Source organism: Ruegeria conchae (genome assembly GCF_000192475.1).
In the GTDB taxonomy this organism is placed as follows: Bacteria; Pseudomonadota; Alphaproteobacteria; order Rhodobacterales; family Rhodobacteraceae; genus Ruegeria; species Ruegeria conchae.
This window is the reverse complement of sequence record NZ_AEYW01000012.1, coordinates 197,035-214,041: the sequence shown is the minus strand read 5'-3', so window position 1 is coordinate 214,041 and position 17,007 is coordinate 197,035. Positions and strand designations below refer to the sequence as shown.

Here is a 17,007-nt window from a genome sequence, read left to right as displayed (position 1 = left end):
ATTGAGTTGAGCAGCGTGATTGATCCGTTTCGAGGAAGCAATATGACCATAGTTCTGGCAAAATCTGGAATCGAAAACATCAAGCCACATATGGTGGGTGCGCCGATAGAAGCCGGGCAACCTGCGACCGTGCTGTTGAATTCTAACGAAAGTGTTTTTGGACCCAGTCCCAATGCGCGTGCGGCGGCGCGCGCCGCCATGAGCGATATTGAGCGCTACCTAGAGAACCCTGACCGTGTTCTTGCGCCTGCTATCGCGCGGCATTTCGATCTGGACAAAACATGGATAACAACGGGACAAGGTTCGGATGATTTGCTGGCCCGATTGGCCAGAGCCTATTTGGGGCCGGGCACCGAGCTGATCCGAAGCGCAAACGGATATCTAAAAGTTCCAAACTACGTTTATGCAAATGATGCCGATGTAATTTCAGTCGCTGATGACGGCCTCAAGCCCTCGGTTGATCGAATGATTGATGCCCTGACAAATCGAACGCGAATTGTATATCTTGCGAACCCGGAAAACCCCGCTGGAACCTACTTGAATGGATCTGAAGTGAGGCGGCTACACGCTGCGTTGCCCAAGGACGTGTTGCTGGTAATTGATGCGGCATACGAAGAATATGTCGACGCCGAAGACTATGAACCAGCGCACAAGCTGGTGGAAGAGGCCAGCAACGTCGTTATGTGCCGAACATTTTCTAAGATCTACGGCTTGGCCGGAGCGCGGGTAGGATGGGTGTTTGGCCCTCCGGATATCCTGGATAGTATTCGTCGTATCGCCTTGACCTTTCCCGTTGCTTCACCTTCGGCGGTTGCTGCGATTGCAGCGCTTGAAGATCGGGCGCACACACGCTTCGTGTTTGATGCCAATCAGCGTGGGCGCCGGTGGCTTTCGTCGGAAATGCAATCGCTGGGTTTGACGATAGTGCCAAGTCAGACCAATTTTCTTTTGGTCCATTTTCCAGATCCGGTGAAATCTGCCGAAGGGGCCGACCTCTTCTTGCGCCGGAATGGTATCGCAGTACGGCGTTTGGCATCGGCTGCCTACAAGGATTATATTCGCATAACCATTGGGCGGCCCCATGAACTGCAAGCTGTGCGAGATGGTATTGCTGAATTTTTGAATGGGGCGGGCTAATGGGCGGATCACTTCAATCTGCCGCAAGTGCTCGGGATATTGCCTTTCCGTCGGGCGCTGGCATCATCGCCTGCATAAAGCAATCGCATATTCGGGAAATTGTTGCCCTGCCGGATATCGTCACAAGTGACGGTTTACTTTGGCCGATTTCGAAAGATCCCGATTTTCGCCTGACCCGCATCTGTAAAGAAGATGAGGGAGTTAGCATCTGTGGGGCGATGTCCTACAATGGCACTCGGGCGTTATTGATGATGCAGCAAACCGGTTTGATGGATTCTCTGAACGCCATTCGGGCAATTGGCATGGACTATGAGTTGCCTATCGTGATGATGGTCGGCTTGCAGGGAAAAGAGCCCGATGTGCAACCCGACCAATCAGCTTCATACGGGGTGCGGATTATCCAACCGGTGCTGGATGCGATGGAAATTTCTCACTCGCTGATCGAAGAGCCTGAAGATATTGATCATATTCCGCAAGCCGTCGATGCGGCGTACAACGCGTCGTGCCCTCATGTATTCCTGATTGGACGGAGCCCGGAGACAACATGATCATTGACCGTGATGATGCGCTTGCTGCGTTGATACCCTATGTGAATGAACAGGATATCGTTGTGGCCGTATATCAAAGCTGCTTTGATTGGCTGCAACTCAATCCTCGTGACCTGAACTATGTAGCGGTCGGAGCAATGGGTCAGGCCAGTTCACACGGTTTAGGTTTGGCGTTGGCAAATCCGGACAGGCGCGTGATTGTTTTGGATGGGGATGGCAGCCTGTTGATGAATCTGGGTTCTCTGGTCACGATAGCAAACTCAGGCGTAACCAATTTGTATCACTTCGTGGCGGCCAACCGGGTGTATGAGGTGAATGGTGCGCATCCGCTGCCCGGCGCTGATCGGGTAGATTTCGTTGGGTTTGCGCGTTCAGCCGGATATGCCGGGTCGCAGGGTTTTCGCGAGCTGAAACTGTTTGCAGACGCGTTACCATATATTCTGAATACGCCGGGCCCTCAGTTTGTTTCGATGGAGATTCAGCCGGGCAAATCCTACCCACGCGACTATGACTATATTCACAGTGCAAAGGCGCGACAAAGCTTTCGAGATGCGCTCAATCGGTGCTAAGCGTGTCCTTCGCTATTTCGAGAAAGATATTTGCAACAGCGGATAGTGGTCTGTTGTTGGACCAGAAAAGCACTGTTTGAAAATTTAGCGGTGCAGCAAACGGCAGCACAGCGCATCCTGGAACGGTTTCGGAACGGCCTTTGGACATTCCGACAATCGACACTCCAAGCCCTCGCGCGACAAGACGACAGACGCCATCCGTAGTTCGAGTTTCATATTTTAGGCTACGCGAAATCGATTTGGCATCGAAAAAGCGGTCGACCTCGAACCGGAAGCGGGATGAACCCATGTAGGATATAAAACTCTCATCCGCCAAATCTCGCGCGTGAATGACGGATTTGTCTTCTAGCCGGTGGCCCTTGGGCAAGACGCAGTATACATCGTCATCCGACAGCATCAGGCTGTTAAAAGATGGGTTAGACGGGACGCTGGACGTAATCCCAAAATCAAAACTCTGCGATACCAGCCATTCCACTGAATCGTCATTGGCCTCAAATTCCAACCGCGCCCTAGCCTCGGGGCAGGCCAATGCGAATGAGCTGATCAGATCAGGGGCCAGTTGCGTCGCGAAGGCTGGGGTAGTTACCAGGCTTAGTCGCGCGTGTCCAAAACTGCCGATCGCTGTTGCCGCCTGCTTGATATGTTCCATACCGCTGACGGCTTGGCGCACCTCCTGTACAAGCAGCCGCGCTTCGTCTGTAGGAATCAGGACCCTTCCTGAGCGTTGAAACAGAGCAAATCCGACTTCAGCCTCAAGATCGGCGATTAACCGACTAACTGCAGGTTGCGAAATGCCCAGCATTGTCGCGGCTTCTGTTACAGATCCGGTAGATACCACGGATCGAAATGCATCGACCTGTCGAAAGGTAATTTTCATTCTCTAGGTCTTTTCACTCCCGGGTCACTTAGGCAAGGGTTCAGGCACGGTGACGCCAGCAGATGGTCATTACTGTGGCCGGGTTGAAACGGTAATGAACTCGATCTCGTCCGATAGGATTTCGTGTACTCCGTGTGGTAGTTTGGCGTCAAAGCTAAGCGTGTCGCCCGTCGCCATCAGAAATTCTTCGGCACCGCACAGATACCGGGCACGCCCTTCGATCATATAAATGAATACGTGTCCCTCGTGTTGGTATTTGGGCAAGGTGTTTTGGTCTTGCTTAGAAATACGGATGCGTGCGGATTGAAAGGACCCGCCCGGCCCGCTGTGCTTACCCAGTGTCAGGTAGTCATGTGCGTGGTCATGCGTAATCCGCCGCGACGGCAACCCTGTGCCTGCGGGAACATGGTGAACGTCTGCCGTGTGCTCGGAATGGCTGAACAACGCCATCAGAGATACTGACAAGGCATCGGCCAAAGCCTGCAATGTGCCAAGAGAAGGCGAAACGTGGCCGTTCTCGATTCTGCTGATCATCGCCGTCGACAGGTTTGCCTGAGTTGCCAGTTCTGTGACGGTCAGGTTTCGCTCTTGCCGCAGTCTTTGCAGAGTGCGACCGATCTCCAGTTCAGTCTCTGATTTTTTGTCCTGCATCAGGTCACGTTGATCCCAAATATATGCATAAAGCAATTTGTGACCTGATTTTCAGGCGTGTAAAGTATGATCTACTCAAAAATTGAGCTGACTTTGATGAACTAGCTGGACCTGTGTGATCAGGGGCTGTTCTTCCCAGATTCATTTACGTAGTTAGAAAACGAATGGGTTTGTTATTTCCCTTTCCAGACCGGGTCGCGCTTCTCAGCGAAGGCCCTTGCGCCTTCAAGCTGATCTTCACTGGAGTAAAGTACATCTACCGTACGCAACTGCCGTTTGGTGATGCGGTTCATCGCATCCTGAAACTTGCTGTCTTCGGCTTCGCGCACAACTTCTTTGATCGCTGCATAGACAAGTGGTGGACCCGAGGCGAGCAGGCGCGCAAGCTCCCAAGCGCGATCCATGAGCTGATCGGAAGGCAAGATCTCATTGACCAATCCCCAGCGGTGTCCTTCTTCGGCATCGAACCAGCGACCGGTAAGTAGCAATTCCATTGCGATGTGATAGGGGATGCGTTTAGGCAGTTTGACGCTGGCGGCATCCGCGACGGTGCCAGACCTGATTTCAGGCAAGGCAAAGGTAGCGTGATCTGCGGCCAGAATCATGTCGGCTGAAATCGCAAGTTCCAACCCACCCCCGCAGGCAATTCCATTGACGGCGGCGATGACTGGCTTGTTGAGGTCGCGCAGTTCCTGAAGCCCCCCGAAACCACCCACACCATAATCCCCATCCACCGCGTCGCCGTCGGCGGCGGCTTTCAGGTCCCAGCCGGGGCAAAAAAACTTTTCGCCAGCACCGGTCAGAATGGCGACGCGCAATTCGGGGTCATCGCGAAACTCAGCAAAGACCTGCCCCATGACGCGGCTGGTGGCCAGATCGATAGCGTTGGCCTTAGGGCGGTCCAGAGTAACCTCAAGGATTGCGCCCTCGCGGCGGGTCTTGATCGGGTCCATATCTCAGGCCTTTCTGACTAGGGCATCCACTGCAACCGCGCGGGTCGGCGTGCAAAGAAGCGGGTTGATTTCGACCTCGCCGAGCGTATCGGCATTGTGCACGACATAGCTCTGAACGGCCAAAACAGCAGCAATGATCTCATCCATATCAGCCGCTGGTTGGCCGCGATAGCCGGCCAGAAGCGGGGCGATCTTTAGCGCGTCGAGCGCGCCACGAATATCATCGGGCGTCGTCGGTATCAGCAGCGAAGCGGTATCACGCAAGATTTCGGTCATGACACCACCCGCGCCGAGGGTCAGAACAAACCCATGGGCGGGGTCGCGCACGACGCCGACCAGCAGTTCGGCCACGGTTCCCGAGATCATCTCTTCTATCAGGATCTCGTCGGTTCCGATTTCTGCGGCAACTTTCGGCACGTCAGAGGCCTGAACTCCCAGTCTCACGGCGGCGTGTTCGGACTTATGGGCAAGTCCGACGCCCTTGACGGCGAAAGGTGCGGTCATCTCGTGCGTCGCGCATTGGGCTTCTTCTGCACTCCGAACCGAACGGTTCTGGGGCACACGCAGGCCATGTCCTGTAAGTGCCTGCTTGGCGTCCGCTTCGGTCAAAGTTCGTTTGGCTTCCAGATCGCCTGGCAAGCAGATTGGTTCGTGCGAAGGCGCACAGATCTGCCCCGCAGCCCGAGTAGCTGCGAGAGTTTCACTTAAACCCATGAACGGAACCACTCCACCCGCCATCAAGGTTTGCGCGACATCCTCTGGCAGCAACTCGGGCAAGGTCGCCGCCACAGCAAATCGTGCTCCGGTTTCTTCCCGCACCTTGAGTGCCGCGTTCGTTGCGCAAGCCCAATCCGTCAAGTCGGTGGTTGGATAGTCGACGATCGAGATGGTCAGATCGATATCGTCCCCGGTCATCCCGGCCCAGGCGCTCGCCATTGCTGCTTCGTCGCGCCAGACATACGTGTGATAGTCGAGCGGATTGTTCAGCGCGACCATCGGACCAAGCGCATCGCGCAATCGGGTTTCTTTGTCTTCGCTCAGTTTGGGAAAGCCGAGGCCTGTGCCAACTGCCATATCCGCAATCAGGCTTGCCTCGCCTCCGGAACAGCTGATCGATGCAATGTTGGCTCCTGTTAACGGTCCGTAGCAGTGCAGCAATTTCAGCGTTTCTAGAAACTCTGGGAGAGATTTTAGTCGCGGTATGCCAAGACGGTTCAGCAAAGCCTGCGCACCCACGTCGCTGCCTGCCAGTGAAGCGGTATGTGACACAGTCGCTGCCTGCGCCTGTTCAGACGCACCAACCTTCAGCGCGATCAGGGGAACGCTTTTCTCAAAAGCTTTGGCGGCAAGGGCTTCCCATTCGCGGACATCCTTGAAGCCTTCGACATGCAGACCTACTGCAGTGACCCGCGGGTCATCGATCAGCGCTGCAGCGATCTCTGCCTGGCTGGTTTGTGCCATGTTTCCACAGGTCACCATATAGGCAATGGGCAAGGCACGGCGCTGCATGGTCAGGTTGATCGAGATGTTTGAGCTTTGGGTCAGAATGGCGACGCCGCGCTCAACTGGAAATGCTCCATGTTGGTCAGGCCATAACAGCGCCCCGTCCAACGCGTTGATAAAGCCATAACAGTTTGGCCCCAGAATGGGCATGGAACCTGCCGCTTTGATCAACTCTGATTGCAAGTCTCCACCCGTATCATCCTCGGCCACAGCTTCCGAGAATCCGGATGCAAAGCAAACTGCACCACCGCTGCCCATTTCGGACAAGATCTGTACCGCCTCAATCGTGGCGTGTCGATTGATGCCAACAAAGGCGGCATCCGGGGCGGAGGGCAGGTCCTCAAGCCGCGCGTAGGCTTTGTGCCCCGCGAGTTCAGCCGCCTTGGGGTGGATGGGCCAAATGTCCCCGGCATACCCCATTAGTTGGGATTGCTGGATAACCTGCTGGCACCACGCACCACCTCCGATGACCGCTATGGATTTCGGACGCAGAAGGCGAGAGATATCCTTGCTCATCTACGCCTCAGGCACCCAGAGGCCGCAGCAGATCACGGCTGATGATGTGGCGTTGAATTTCGCTTGTGCCGTCCCAGATTCGTTCGACACGCGCATCCCTCCAGAACCGTTCGATTGGGAAATCGTCCATCAGCCCCATCCCGCCATAGATCTGCAGCGTGGTATCCGTTACCCGCGCCAGCATCTCCGAGGCGTACATTTTGGCCGACGCAATCTCGCGGTTTGAAGGCAAGTCCTGATCCAGTCGCCATGCGGCCGAGAGTGTCAGCCAATCGGCGGCGTCGATCTCGGTGATCATGTCGGCGATCTGGAAGCTAACACCCTGAAACTTGCCGATTGGTTGGCCAAACTGCTTGCGTTCAGCGGCGTAATTCAGCGCGTAATCAAAACAGCGCCGCGCCCTCCCGACTGAAAAAGCAGCGACCGTCAGGCGCGTCGCGTAAAGCCATTCGTTCATCACGGCGAAACCGCCATCAACCTCACCTAAAACCTGTGCGTCTGGCAGGCGGCAATTGTCAAAATACAGGATATAATTCTTGTAGCCTTTGTGGCTTACCGAATTGTACCCCTCGCGCACCTCAAAACCCGGCGTACCCCGATCCACAAGGAATGTGGTGATACGCTTTTTTGGGCCTTTCGGGGTTTCATCCACACCTGTTGCGATGAACACGATGAAGAAATCAGCGTGTTCTGCGCCTGATATGAAGTGTTTCGAACCGTTTACGACCCAGTCGCCGCCATCGCGAACCGCCTGGCATTTCATGCCTCGGACATCCGAACCTGCATCGGGTTCGGTCATCGCCAGCGCGTCCATTTTTTCACCGCGTACAGCGGGCAACAGATAGCGTTCACGCTGCTCGTCATTACACGCCATCAGAATGTTCTGCGGGCGACCGAAGAAATGGGTCAATGCCATGGACCCGCGACCCAGTTCGCGCTCAACCAGAGTGAAGTCGAGATGCGACAGACCTGCACCGCCCACTTCTTCAGGGAAGTTGCAGGCATAAAATCCCAGATCGATGCACTTCTGCTTGATCTGTTCGCCCAATTCGGGCTGGACTTGGCCGGTCCGTTCGACCTCGGCCTCATGCGGATAGATCTCATTCTCGACAAAACTGCGCACGGTCGAGACGATCATGTCCTGTTCTTCGGATAAGCCAAATTGCATAACGCGGTTCCCCTGATGCCTGATTGGGAATGAAACGGCATTGTCTGGGCCTATGACATGCACTAATCGTAGTTTATCATGCAGAGTTAGAAAAAATTGACTCAGACCTACAACTTTTTGCTGTTCGATGGTTTCTCGAACCTGTGCCTTGCCAACATGGTTGAGCCGCTGCGCGCCGCGAACACTTTGGCGGGGCAGAATCTCTATGCCTGGCAATTCTATTCGCCTGACGGTGCACCTGTGGAAAGTTCCAGTGGGTTGCAGGTGGCACCTCACGGTGCCATCGGGGCTGCAGTGGGCGATGCTCTGATCGTCATGCCGTCATATGGATATCTGGAGCATTCCGTTTCCGAAACGTTGCGCGCTTTGCACCGTGCGTCAAGTCGACATTCTCGGCTGGCTGGCTTGGATACCGGAAGTTGGCTGCTTGCAGATGCAGGTCTGTTGAACGGGTATCGCGCAACCATTCACTGGGATGAATTATCGAGGTTCGAAGAGGCATTTCCAGACGTTGATGCCCTGCAAGAGCGCTTTGTGATCGACCGCAACCGGATCACCTGTTCCGGCGCTATGGCGGCTTATGATCTGGCCACGGCGCTGATCCTTGCGGACCATGGACCGTTGCTGTCGATGGAGGTCGCGCATCTTCTGATGAACCGCGGTGAACCAAGCACTGCTTCGCCACAGATGAAATCCGAAGACAGGCTTGTGAATAGGGTGCTGGGCGTCATGCAGGGCACATTGGATGCGCCGGTATTGATAAAGGATATCGCCAGGCAACTCGGGTGTTCTCAGAAGAAGATTGAAACCCGGGTTTTGGCCGAGCTGGGCGTAACACCGCAGGCGCTCTATCGTCGCCTGCGTCTGAATCTGGCGCGCAAACTTGCGGTCGAGACCCAACAATCCGTGGCCGAAATCGCCAGCCGCTGCGGGTATGAAAACCCCAGTGCCATGACGCGTGCGTTCCGGGCTCAATTCGGGCAGACACCGACTGCCTATCGGAACGGCGGGTAGCTTCCGGATCAGCTACGCACGCGTGAGAGGTCTGGGTCATAGGGGGAAGGTGCAATCACTTCGGCACCGATCAATTCTCCGCACAGGTCAAGCTGCATTCGGCTGCCGGGTTCAGAAAATTCTGGATTCAAAAAGCCGTAAGCAAGGTTTAACCCTGTTCGGTGGCCCCAGTCACCTGACGTGATGGTACCAACAACCACGCCGTCCAACATCAGCGAGGCTCCACCATGGGCAGGTGCTTTGGTTGTATCGATTTTCAGGCTTACCAGTTTCTTCTGCGGACCGCTCTCAAGGCGTTTCTGCAACGCGTTTCGGCCAATGAAATCGCCTTTGGTCAGTTTCACAAACCGATCCAAACCGGTCTCAAACGGATCGAACTCTGTGAGCAGATCGGCTTTCCAGTGCAAGAACCCTTTCTCCATCCGCATGGACTCGATGGCGCGGGCTCCAAAGAGTTTCATGCCATGTGTCTCGCCTGCTTTTCGAAGCGACAGATAGGCCGCATAAAGCGAGGCGTTTGGGACATGTATCTCGTAGGCCAGTTCCCCTGAGAAGCTGATATTCAACACAGTTGCCGGCGCGATCCCGACAAAGCACTCGCGAACAGACAGCCAGGGGAAGGCGTCTCGTGACCAATCTCCTCGTGCACAAGCGGACAATACGTCGCGCGATTTGGGTCCGGCTAGCACCAGAATGGTCTGATCATTGGTGAGCGAGCGAATTTGCACGTCTTCGCCATCATGCAGATGTGCCTGCAGCCAATCCATATCGTGATATTCGCTGGCGGCGGCGGACCCGTACCAGACCCGCGCCGGGCCGCGATCGCTGGCGGGCAGGTTGGCGATTGTGGCCTCGGCTTTGATCATCCCGTTGTGATTCAGCAGATAGCCAAGGCCGACCCGCCTGTCGCGTTTCGTCACCGCGCCGCACATCATCCGATCCAGAAACTCATGCCGATCGGTTCCGGTGATTTCCAGACGGTTGAAGCCGTTAACTTCGGTCAGTCCGACATTTTCCTGAAGGTTTTTGGTTTCCCTTGCGACGACGTCAAAGGTCTCATCAAAACTGAAACTCAGCGTTGGGTGAAAGTCAGACCCCGGCTTGATGTAGTCGACCCGCTCCCAGCCGTTGACCACTGTAAATTCGGCCCCTTCTGCTGCGAAGATTGGGGTCAGCGGTGTGGTTTTGGCAGGGCGGCCAGCAGGCCGGTGTTCGTGAGGAAAATGAAAGCGGAATTCATTTTGGTAGTCCTCGATTGCTTTCAGCGCGGTCAGCTCCACATTGGTGTGGCCGGTAAACCGGCGCGGATCAAGGCACCACGTGTCATAGCAGGCTTCGCCATGAACGATCTGTTGGGCCAGCAGCCGGCCATGGCCACCCCCTTCGCCCAGGCCTGCGCGCAGGCCGATGATGCAGAAAGCGTTGCGCTTGCCGGGGATCGGCCCGACCAAAGGTGCACCGTCAATCGTGTAGGTGATCGGACCATTCACGACGGTGTGGATACCAACCTCCATCAGTGCGGGCATGCGTGCGAAAGCGCCCTCCAGCACATCCGTCACGCGGTCCAGATCGTCAGGGCACAGCGCGTTAACAAAATTCGGATCAATCCCATTCATGCCCCAGGTTTTGCAATCCTGCTCATAGAAGCCGACCAGCAAACCGTTCTTTTCCTGACGGCAATAATAGTCACTGATCGGACAGCGTAGCAGGGGCATGCGATGACCTGCGTCGCGGATCGCTGCGATCTCTTCTGTCAGGAAATACTGATGCTCCATCGAGGCAACGGGGTGGTGTACACCCATCATCGCGCCCACTTCGTTGACCCGATAGCCGCAAGCGTTAACCACTATATCGCAATCAATATCGCCGTGTTCGGTGTGCACCGTCCACGTATCGTCCTTGTGCTGCGTCAGCCCGGTGACCGGAGTATTGCGATAAATCTCGGCCCCGGCTTTGCGCGCACGGCGTGCCAGAGCTTGGCACAGCTGTGCCGGATCGATGTCGCCATCAAGCGGATCCCACAGCCCACCCAATAGGTTATCAGTCGAGATCAGCGGGTGGCGGCGGGCGCATTCTTCGGCATCTATGACCTCAAAATGCACATCCATGCCGCGCGCCATGGAAGCAAAGTGGCGATACCCCTGCATCTGCTCCGGCGTGTTGGCTAGCCTGATACCGCCATCGCCATGATGGTAGTTGATCGGGTAGTCTGGATCCTCGGCCAGTTCCTTGTACAGATTGATCGAGTGCGTTTTCAGTCCAACCATAGTCTGATTCATGCCAAAATTTGTCACCTGCGCAGCCGAATGCCAGGTTGTGCCGCTGGTTAGTTCGTTGCGTTCTACCAGTACTACGTCAGTCCAACCCTCTTGGGTCAAATGATACAGTGTCGAACACCCAGCGATACCGCCGCCAATGACAACAACCTTGGTACGCGATTTCATGGCATCACCCTCCGGCTCGTTTTTTTTGGGATTAGCGCGATCTGCGGTGTGGATCACAAGCGCTGCGACCTTTTTGATCACAAAATCGGAAATAATAAAGCAAAATATCGCAATAAACTGCATGTGATCAACATAAGTGACCAGCATTATGTTGAATCTCTCAACCTCATGCACCCCGAGGATCACATGGGCTTTTTCACTAACGATATGGTGCAGAGCATGAAGCGCATTTCCACCGCCAAGGGGCGAGATCGCCTCTTTCGTTCGCTCGCAGACCGGGGCGATCCATGGCATGGGCAGAGAACGGAACATTAAAGGCCCGAATGCGGGCACCCAGGGGCGTAAGAGATTTGCAGGCCATTCTCACCGCTTGCCTATCCGCCGATCAGGATGGGCATATCCGTGAACAAACTAATATCTCTGAAGAGCTTGGGTCGGTTTTATTCAATCAATTTGAAACTGTCTGCCAGCCAAGGGATCTCCGCGCACAGCGGGGCGATGATACGGTTGCTGATCAGTGATCGTGTTTTGTCCTCCACCAATTCAACAACGGATCTGGAGCAATCTGGCGTCGTGACCAGCGCCAGAGTGCGCGCAAAGCTTTTACCTGGAAACGGGTGCATACGCAGGTCGGCTTGAAACCGTTTCGCCCGCGAATACAGCAGTGGGGTTGTAATGGTCCAACCAGCACCGGCTGACACCATCGACATCAGCGTCTGGTTATTGCTGCATTCAAATCTGTGAGAGGCTGATATCCCTATCCGCCGTAGTTGAGCTTCTATCTGACGCGCGATGTAAAGGTTGCTGGAAAATCTCAGGAACGGAAGTTTAGTGCGGCCTTTGACAATATCGCTCAAAGGCGCCTCGTTGGCCTTGGGCAATATGATGACAAATGGATCACTTAGAAGCGAACGATCTTGCAGGTCACGTAATCTTTCGCTGGGTGTGGTGGATATTCCCAGGTCCAACTGTCGATCGCGCAACATCTCGATAATCGAATGGCTGGAATCTGTGTGATACATGAAATTGCAGGCAGGCATGCTCGATGACAGGTAAACGGCCAGTTCCGGTATAATGTCGCTGTCAAAATCTTCGATGGTCCCCAATCGAAGATGGCTGGCTTCGGATACGCTTCCTGCCGACGCCTCAGCCTTTGCTATCCGGATCAACTGTAATGCATCGTCAATGTTTCGTAGAAAAGCCTTTCCTTTTGGGGTCAGAACCATAGGTCTGCGCGAGTGATTGAACAGTTCAACCCCCAGATGGTCTTCGAGATTACGCAGATGGTGCGACACTGTGCTGACAGTAAGACCTGTTTCTTTCGCCGCTGCTTGCAGCGATCCTTTTTGAGCACAAATCTGTAACAGTTCCAACCATTTGAGACTAAGATTTCTCGGAGCAGACTGACGCGGCATTTTAAATCCCATAGATACAGGCATACCTGTGAATAATTAAGCGGCTCATGCGAACATTGATATCAAATTATCGAAATCTGGTACCCGTTTCTCAAATACCAAACGCTGATTTGAAAATCTACAATGCGACTTGCAATTGATCTGCCCTGCCAAATACATTTGCACTTCGAAGCCAGCCGCTAGATGTCGTATCGCCACCATTGTTTGCCTCGTTTGTGCTTGAATTTCATAGAATTTGGACGTTAAACAAGCCGATGCAGCAGAAAGACCGCACCGCATGGCAATACTAGTATTTCTTACTCAACTGGCCGGAGCCACAATGCTCTTGCTGTTTGCGGTTCGAATGGTCCGAACAGGGATCGAGCGGAGTTACGGCGCCTCGTTCCAGCGTGTGCTGACACGAAACAACAGCATGATGGGTTCCAGCCTGACGGGGATGCTGTTGGCAGTTGTTCTGCAGAGCTCTGCTGCGGTGGCGCTGCTGGCCTCAGGGTTCGCGGCGGGCGGATATCTGGCTTTCCCGGCCGGTCTGGCGATTGTCTTGGGGGGTGACCTTGGTTCCGCCCTTGTGATTCAGATACTGTCATTCCGTCTTGACTGGCTCGTACCGCTACTATTGGCCATCGGTGGTTGGTTATTTGTCAAAACCGAACGAAAGCGGCCACGTCAGATCGGTCGAATTCTGATGGGTGTTGCCTTTATTTTGATTTCATTGCGGTTTTTGCGTGAAGCCATGGACCCGATCCGGGACAGCGCGTTCTTGCCCGCAATCGCTGACTATCTCGTACGCGATTATGTGACTGCATTCATTGTCGGAGGTGCGCTGGCCTTTGTCATGCACAGTTCAGTTGCGGCCATTTTGATGTGCGTCACGCTGGTCCAGATAGGTGCATTGCCGTTCTCTGCCGGATTGTCATTGGTGCTAGGCGCAAATTTGGGCAGCGCGCTCATTCCAGTTTGGTTAACGCGTGGGATGGACATACGTGCCCGGCGCATTCCTTACGCAAATCTCGCGCTTCGCGGGGTCTGGGCCGTGCTATGCCTGTTTGCCGCGAACCTGGCTTTGCGCGCTGGGATGATCGGCAGCGATTATCAGGGGCAGATGCTGGTCAATGCGCATTTGGCGTTCAATGCTTCGCTCCTGATCTTGTCTTTACCCTTCTGTGGAATGTTGCAGGCTCCGTTCATGCGGCTGCTACCGGATGAAAAACCAGTCGTAGAGGCCAACCCGCTCGCTCGGCCCGCAAGCGCCCTTGATCCACAAGTGGCGGGGTCTCCAACCCTGGCGATCTCGGCCCTCAAACGCGAGTTGGTTCGAATGGCTGATCTTGTGCAGCTGATGTTCAGCCCCTTGCTGGGGCTCTACCGAACTGGTGAACCCGAGCAGATCAAGGCAATTCAGGCTATAGATCAGGATGTTAACCAATGTTTGACAGATATCCGGGCATTTGTCGCAGCATTGCCTGCGGACAAGATGGATTCGAAAAACTCTGATGCAGCCCGCGATATGCTGGAATATGCAGTCCGGTTGGAAACAGCAGGCGACGTTGTGGCAAAGCGCCTGACGGTGCTGGCCGGTGAATTGCGGGAAACAGGGAAGCAGTTTTCGCCAGAGGGATGGTCGGAAGTGCAACAGATGCACGAGAAAATACTGGCCAATCTAAAACTGGCGACGAATGTTATTATTTCGGAAGATCTGGAAAGCGCACGGCTTCTAAACTTGGAAAAGACTGAGATCAAGCGTGCCGAACGTGACAGCAGAAAACGTCATTTCCGCCGTTTGCAGAATGGCATGGCTGAAAGCTTCGAAACCAGCGATGTGCATCTCGAGACTTTGCGGGCGCTTCGAGAATTCAATAGTCATATCGCCGCTATTTCGACGCCGATCCTCTACTCCAGCGGTCAGTTGCTTGAGACACGGTTGATCGAAGAATTGCCCCCCCGTGAGCAAGAGGCTGAAACCTAGCGGGCGAATGAGGGCTGCAACTTTTGCCGTGTTGAAACATCCGTCTGCTAAGCTCGTATGACGAGGCGTTTACTATTCAGCCGGAGCGGGGATTGTTCGGAAATCATCTTCCAGCCACGGGAACCGCGATTTCATAGGTTCGGTGACATGTTGACGGATCAGCTTTTGCAATACGTTGTGGATCAACCGGGTCGTCGATGACGGATATACATCCGTTGTAAATAACGACACGGTGCGGGCAAAACTTTTGCCGGGGAAAGGCATCGCCCGCGTGTTTTTGTGGAAGCGACGTGCACGATAGTAGCTGGCGGCGGTTGTGATGGTCCAACCACTGCCTCCTGCGACCAGCCCGATAATGGATTGATTGCACTCAAGTTCGAAGCGGTTGGGCAAATTTATCTTGCTGCGCGTAAGCTGCATCTCAATAAGCTTGCCGATGGCGAGATCCCGAGAGTATCGCAGAAACGGCAGGTTGCTATCCGGGTTTGCAAGGTCTTCAACCGGACCGTCGAAGGCCGGTGGAATTATTACGATGAAGGGATCACGAAGAAGAGGAAACTCTTTCAGCCCCTCGACATGGTAGGAAGGTCGAGTTGCGACACCAGCATCCAAACCCTGCGACTGAAGCTTGTCGATGATCTCGTGGCTTTGGCGCGTAAAGTGGCGAAAGCTGCATCGCGGCAGCCGAGCCGAAAGAAGAGTAAACAAATCGGGCGCAACACGGCTGTCGAAATCATCTATCAAACCCAAACGCAAATCTGTTGCATGCTGCCAACTGCCCGAGCGCAGCTCAGCCTCACCACGTTTCAGAGCCATCAGGCCTTCGTGGACATGACGGGAGAACACTGTGCCAGCAGGCGTTAAACCCATCGGTCGGCGGCTGTGATCCACCAGTTCCACGTCCAGAGCCCGTTCAAGGCTGCGCAGATGATTTGAAACCGTGCTGATTGACAAACCGGTTTCAACAGACACCTTTTGGATCGACCCCAATTTCGAGACCAGTTGAAAGATTTCAAGCCATCTGAGGCTAAGTGATTTTTTGGTCACTGCAGGCCCTTCCAAAGAACTATTTATCAAAAGCGAAACAAAGTTACGGTTTTTTCGCAACATGTTTTTTGATTTACGAAATTGAGCCTTACCGACTATGGTTTCTCTTACTGATCCGTAGTCGACCATCGGAAATGGTCGAACTGACGGAACCAGCAGGGAGAAAATAATCGAAATGATCAAAAAATATCTGCTTACAACGGCCTATGCCGGGATTGCCGCTGTAACCGCCTCACAAGCCGCAGCGCTTGATGAAATAACGGTTGCGTACTTTTTGGAATGGCCGATGCCGTTCCAGTATGCGAAGGCAAACGGGACCTATGAAGACGAGATGGGTGTCAAGATCAATTGGGTGTCCTTCGACACGGGCACTGCAATGTCTGCGGCCATGGCTTCAGGCGACGTTCAGATCGCGGTCAGCCAGGGTGTACCGCCTTTTGTCGTAGCCACGTCTGCCGGTCAGGATCTGCAGGCCGTGGATGTCGCGGTAAGCTATTCGGACAATGACAATTGTGTCGTCGCTGAAGCGCTTGAAATCGACAAGACAAATGCAGGTGAGCTGAATGGCAAGAAGGTTGGCGTTCCGATCGGGACCGCCGCGCATTATGGCTTCTTGTCACAGATGGACCATTTTGGCGTCGATCTAAGCTCGCTGGAAATTGTCGATATGGCTCCTGCCGATGGGGCAGCCGCCTTTGCGCAAGGCAACCTGGACATGGTGTGCGGCTGGGGTGGTGCGCTGCGGCGCATGACCGAGCACGGCAATATCTTGCTGACTGGTGCTGAGAAGGAAGAGCTTGGCATTCTTGTTTTCGATGTGACCAGTGCTCCGTCTTCCTTCATCGAAGAAGAACCGGAACTGCTCTCGAAGTTTCTCAAAGTGACCGCAGACGCCAATGCGCAATGGGCCGCTGGGGACAACAAGGATGATATGTTGGCAGTCATCGCCAAGGATGCAGGTATGGATCCAAGCGATGCTGCAGCAACGATCGCTACATTCAGTTTCCCGACAGCCGAAGAGCAATTGTCGGACAAATGGCTAGGTGGTGGTGCCCAAGACTTTATGAAGGGCGTCGCGAACGTCTTTGTATCAGCGGGTAGCATCGATTCCGCGCTGGATTCCTACGAAGGTGCTGTGAATGCAGATCCGCTGAGCTCAGCCTCAAACTGAGATCGGGACGAACATTCGACAACTAAAA

Annotated in this window: 14 protein-coding genes; 6 read left to right on the top strand and 8 right to left on the bottom strand. The window is 54.4% G+C overall.

Annotated elements, in window-relative coordinates; translation table 11 throughout:
* The first annotated feature begins 42 nt into the window (after positions 1 to 42).
* The 3 genes from G7G_RS0111420 to G7G_RS0111410 are packed head-to-tail and all read left to right on the top strand — an operon-like array spanning position 43 to position 2,254.
* Positions 43 to 1,137 carry a pyridoxal phosphate-dependent aminotransferase gene (locus G7G_RS0111420; RefSeq protein ID WP_010441550.1) on the top strand — a complete coding sequence of 365 codons (1,095 nt, stop codon included), beginning with the start codon at positions 43 to 45 and terminating at the stop codon, positions 1,135 to 1,137.
* Positions 1,137 to 1,685 (top strand): decarboxylase, encoded by a 549-nt coding sequence (locus tag G7G_RS0111415; RefSeq protein ID WP_010441549.1) that lies wholly within the window; start codon positions 1,137 to 1,139, stop codon positions 1,683 to 1,685. Before G7G_RS0111420 ends, G7G_RS0111415 begins: the two co-directional genes overlap by 1 nt.
* A complete protein-coding gene (locus G7G_RS0111410; protein ID WP_010441547.1) occupies positions 1,682 to 2,254 on the top strand; it encodes a thiamine pyrophosphate-dependent enzyme in 573 nt (190 codons plus the stop codon). The genes G7G_RS0111415 and G7G_RS0111410 overlap by 4 nt, the downstream gene beginning before the upstream one ends.
* On the opposite strand, the gene G7G_RS0111405 is transcribed toward G7G_RS0111410, so the two are convergent.
* The 5 genes from G7G_RS0111405 to G7G_RS0111385 all read right to left on the bottom strand — a co-directional run bounded on the left by G7G_RS0111405 (position 2,241) and on the right by G7G_RS0111385 (position 7,922).
* Positions 2,241 to 3,131, bottom strand: coding sequence for a LysR substrate-binding domain-containing protein (locus tag G7G_RS0111405; protein WP_010441546.1), 891 nt, complete (start codon positions 3,129 to 3,131; stop codon positions 2,241 to 2,243). The two genes, G7G_RS0111410 and G7G_RS0111405, sit on opposite strands and share 14 nt — an antisense overlap.
* Before the next feature lie 69 nt (positions 3,132 to 3,200).
* The gene (locus G7G_RS0111400; protein ID WP_029621947.1) at positions 3,201 to 3,782 is read right to left on the bottom strand and encodes a helix-turn-helix domain-containing protein; all 582 of its coding nucleotides are present in this window, start codon (positions 3,780 to 3,782) and stop codon (positions 3,201 to 3,203) included.
* Positions 3,783 to 3,955: 173 nt separating this feature from the next.
* Positions 3,956 to 4,735, bottom strand: a complete 780-nt coding sequence (locus tag G7G_RS0111395; RefSeq protein ID WP_010441544.1) for a carnitinyl-CoA dehydratase — start codon at positions 4,733 to 4,735, stop codon at positions 3,956 to 3,958.
* A 3-nt stretch (positions 4,736 to 4,738) separates the two neighbouring features.
* Positions 4,739 to 6,754: an acetate--CoA ligase family protein gene (locus tag G7G_RS0111390; protein WP_010441543.1), complete on the bottom strand. Its 2,016-nt coding sequence runs from the start codon at positions 6,752 to 6,754 to the stop codon at positions 4,739 to 4,741.
* A 7-nt stretch (positions 6,755 to 6,761) separates the two neighbouring features.
* Complete coding sequence (locus tag G7G_RS0111385; RefSeq protein ID WP_010441542.1) at positions 6,762 to 7,922, bottom strand: acyl-CoA dehydrogenase family protein; 1,161 nt, start codon at positions 7,920 to 7,922, stop codon at positions 6,762 to 6,764.
* A gap of 96 nt (positions 7,923 to 8,018) precedes the next feature.
* Here G7G_RS0111385 and G7G_RS0111380 point away from each other — a divergent pair, with 96 nt between their 5' ends.
* On the top strand, positions 8,019 to 8,936 hold the full coding sequence (locus tag G7G_RS0111380) for a GlxA family transcriptional regulator (protein WP_010441541.1): 918 nt from the start codon (positions 8,019 to 8,021) through the stop codon (positions 8,934 to 8,936).
* Between the two features lie 8 nt (positions 8,937 to 8,944).
* Here G7G_RS0111380 and G7G_RS0111375 read toward each other — a convergent pair whose 3' ends face one another.
* Positions 8,945 to 11,380: a GcvT family protein gene (locus G7G_RS0111375; RefSeq protein ID WP_029621945.1), complete on the bottom strand. Its 2,436-nt coding sequence runs from the start codon at positions 11,378 to 11,380 to the stop codon at positions 8,945 to 8,947.
* Positions 11,381 to 11,820: 440 nt separating this feature from the next.
* Positions 11,821 to 12,795 (bottom strand): LysR family transcriptional regulator, encoded by a 975-nt coding sequence (locus G7G_RS0111370; RefSeq protein WP_029621944.1) that lies wholly within the window; start codon positions 12,793 to 12,795, stop codon positions 11,821 to 11,823.
* 277 nt (positions 12,796 to 13,072) lie between these two features.
* On the opposite strand from G7G_RS0111370, the gene G7G_RS0111365 reads away from it, so the two are divergent.
* Entirely contained in the window at positions 13,073 to 14,761 is a 1,689-nt protein-coding gene (locus G7G_RS0111365; RefSeq protein WP_029621943.1) for a Na/Pi cotransporter family protein, read from the top strand.
* Positions 14,762 to 14,833: 72 nt separating this feature from the next.
* Here G7G_RS0111365 and G7G_RS0111360 read toward each other — a convergent pair whose 3' ends face one another.
* Complete coding sequence (locus G7G_RS0111360; RefSeq protein WP_037321357.1) at positions 14,834 to 15,808, bottom strand: LysR family transcriptional regulator; 975 nt, start codon at positions 15,806 to 15,808, stop codon at positions 14,834 to 14,836.
* 175 nt (positions 15,809 to 15,983) lie between these two features.
* On the opposite strand from G7G_RS0111360, the gene G7G_RS0111355 reads away from it, so the two are divergent.
* A complete protein-coding gene (locus tag G7G_RS0111355; RefSeq protein ID WP_010441535.1) occupies positions 15,984 to 16,979 on the top strand; it encodes a taurine ABC transporter substrate-binding protein in 996 nt (331 codons plus the stop codon).
* Positions 16,980 to 17,007 lie beyond the last annotated feature (28 nt).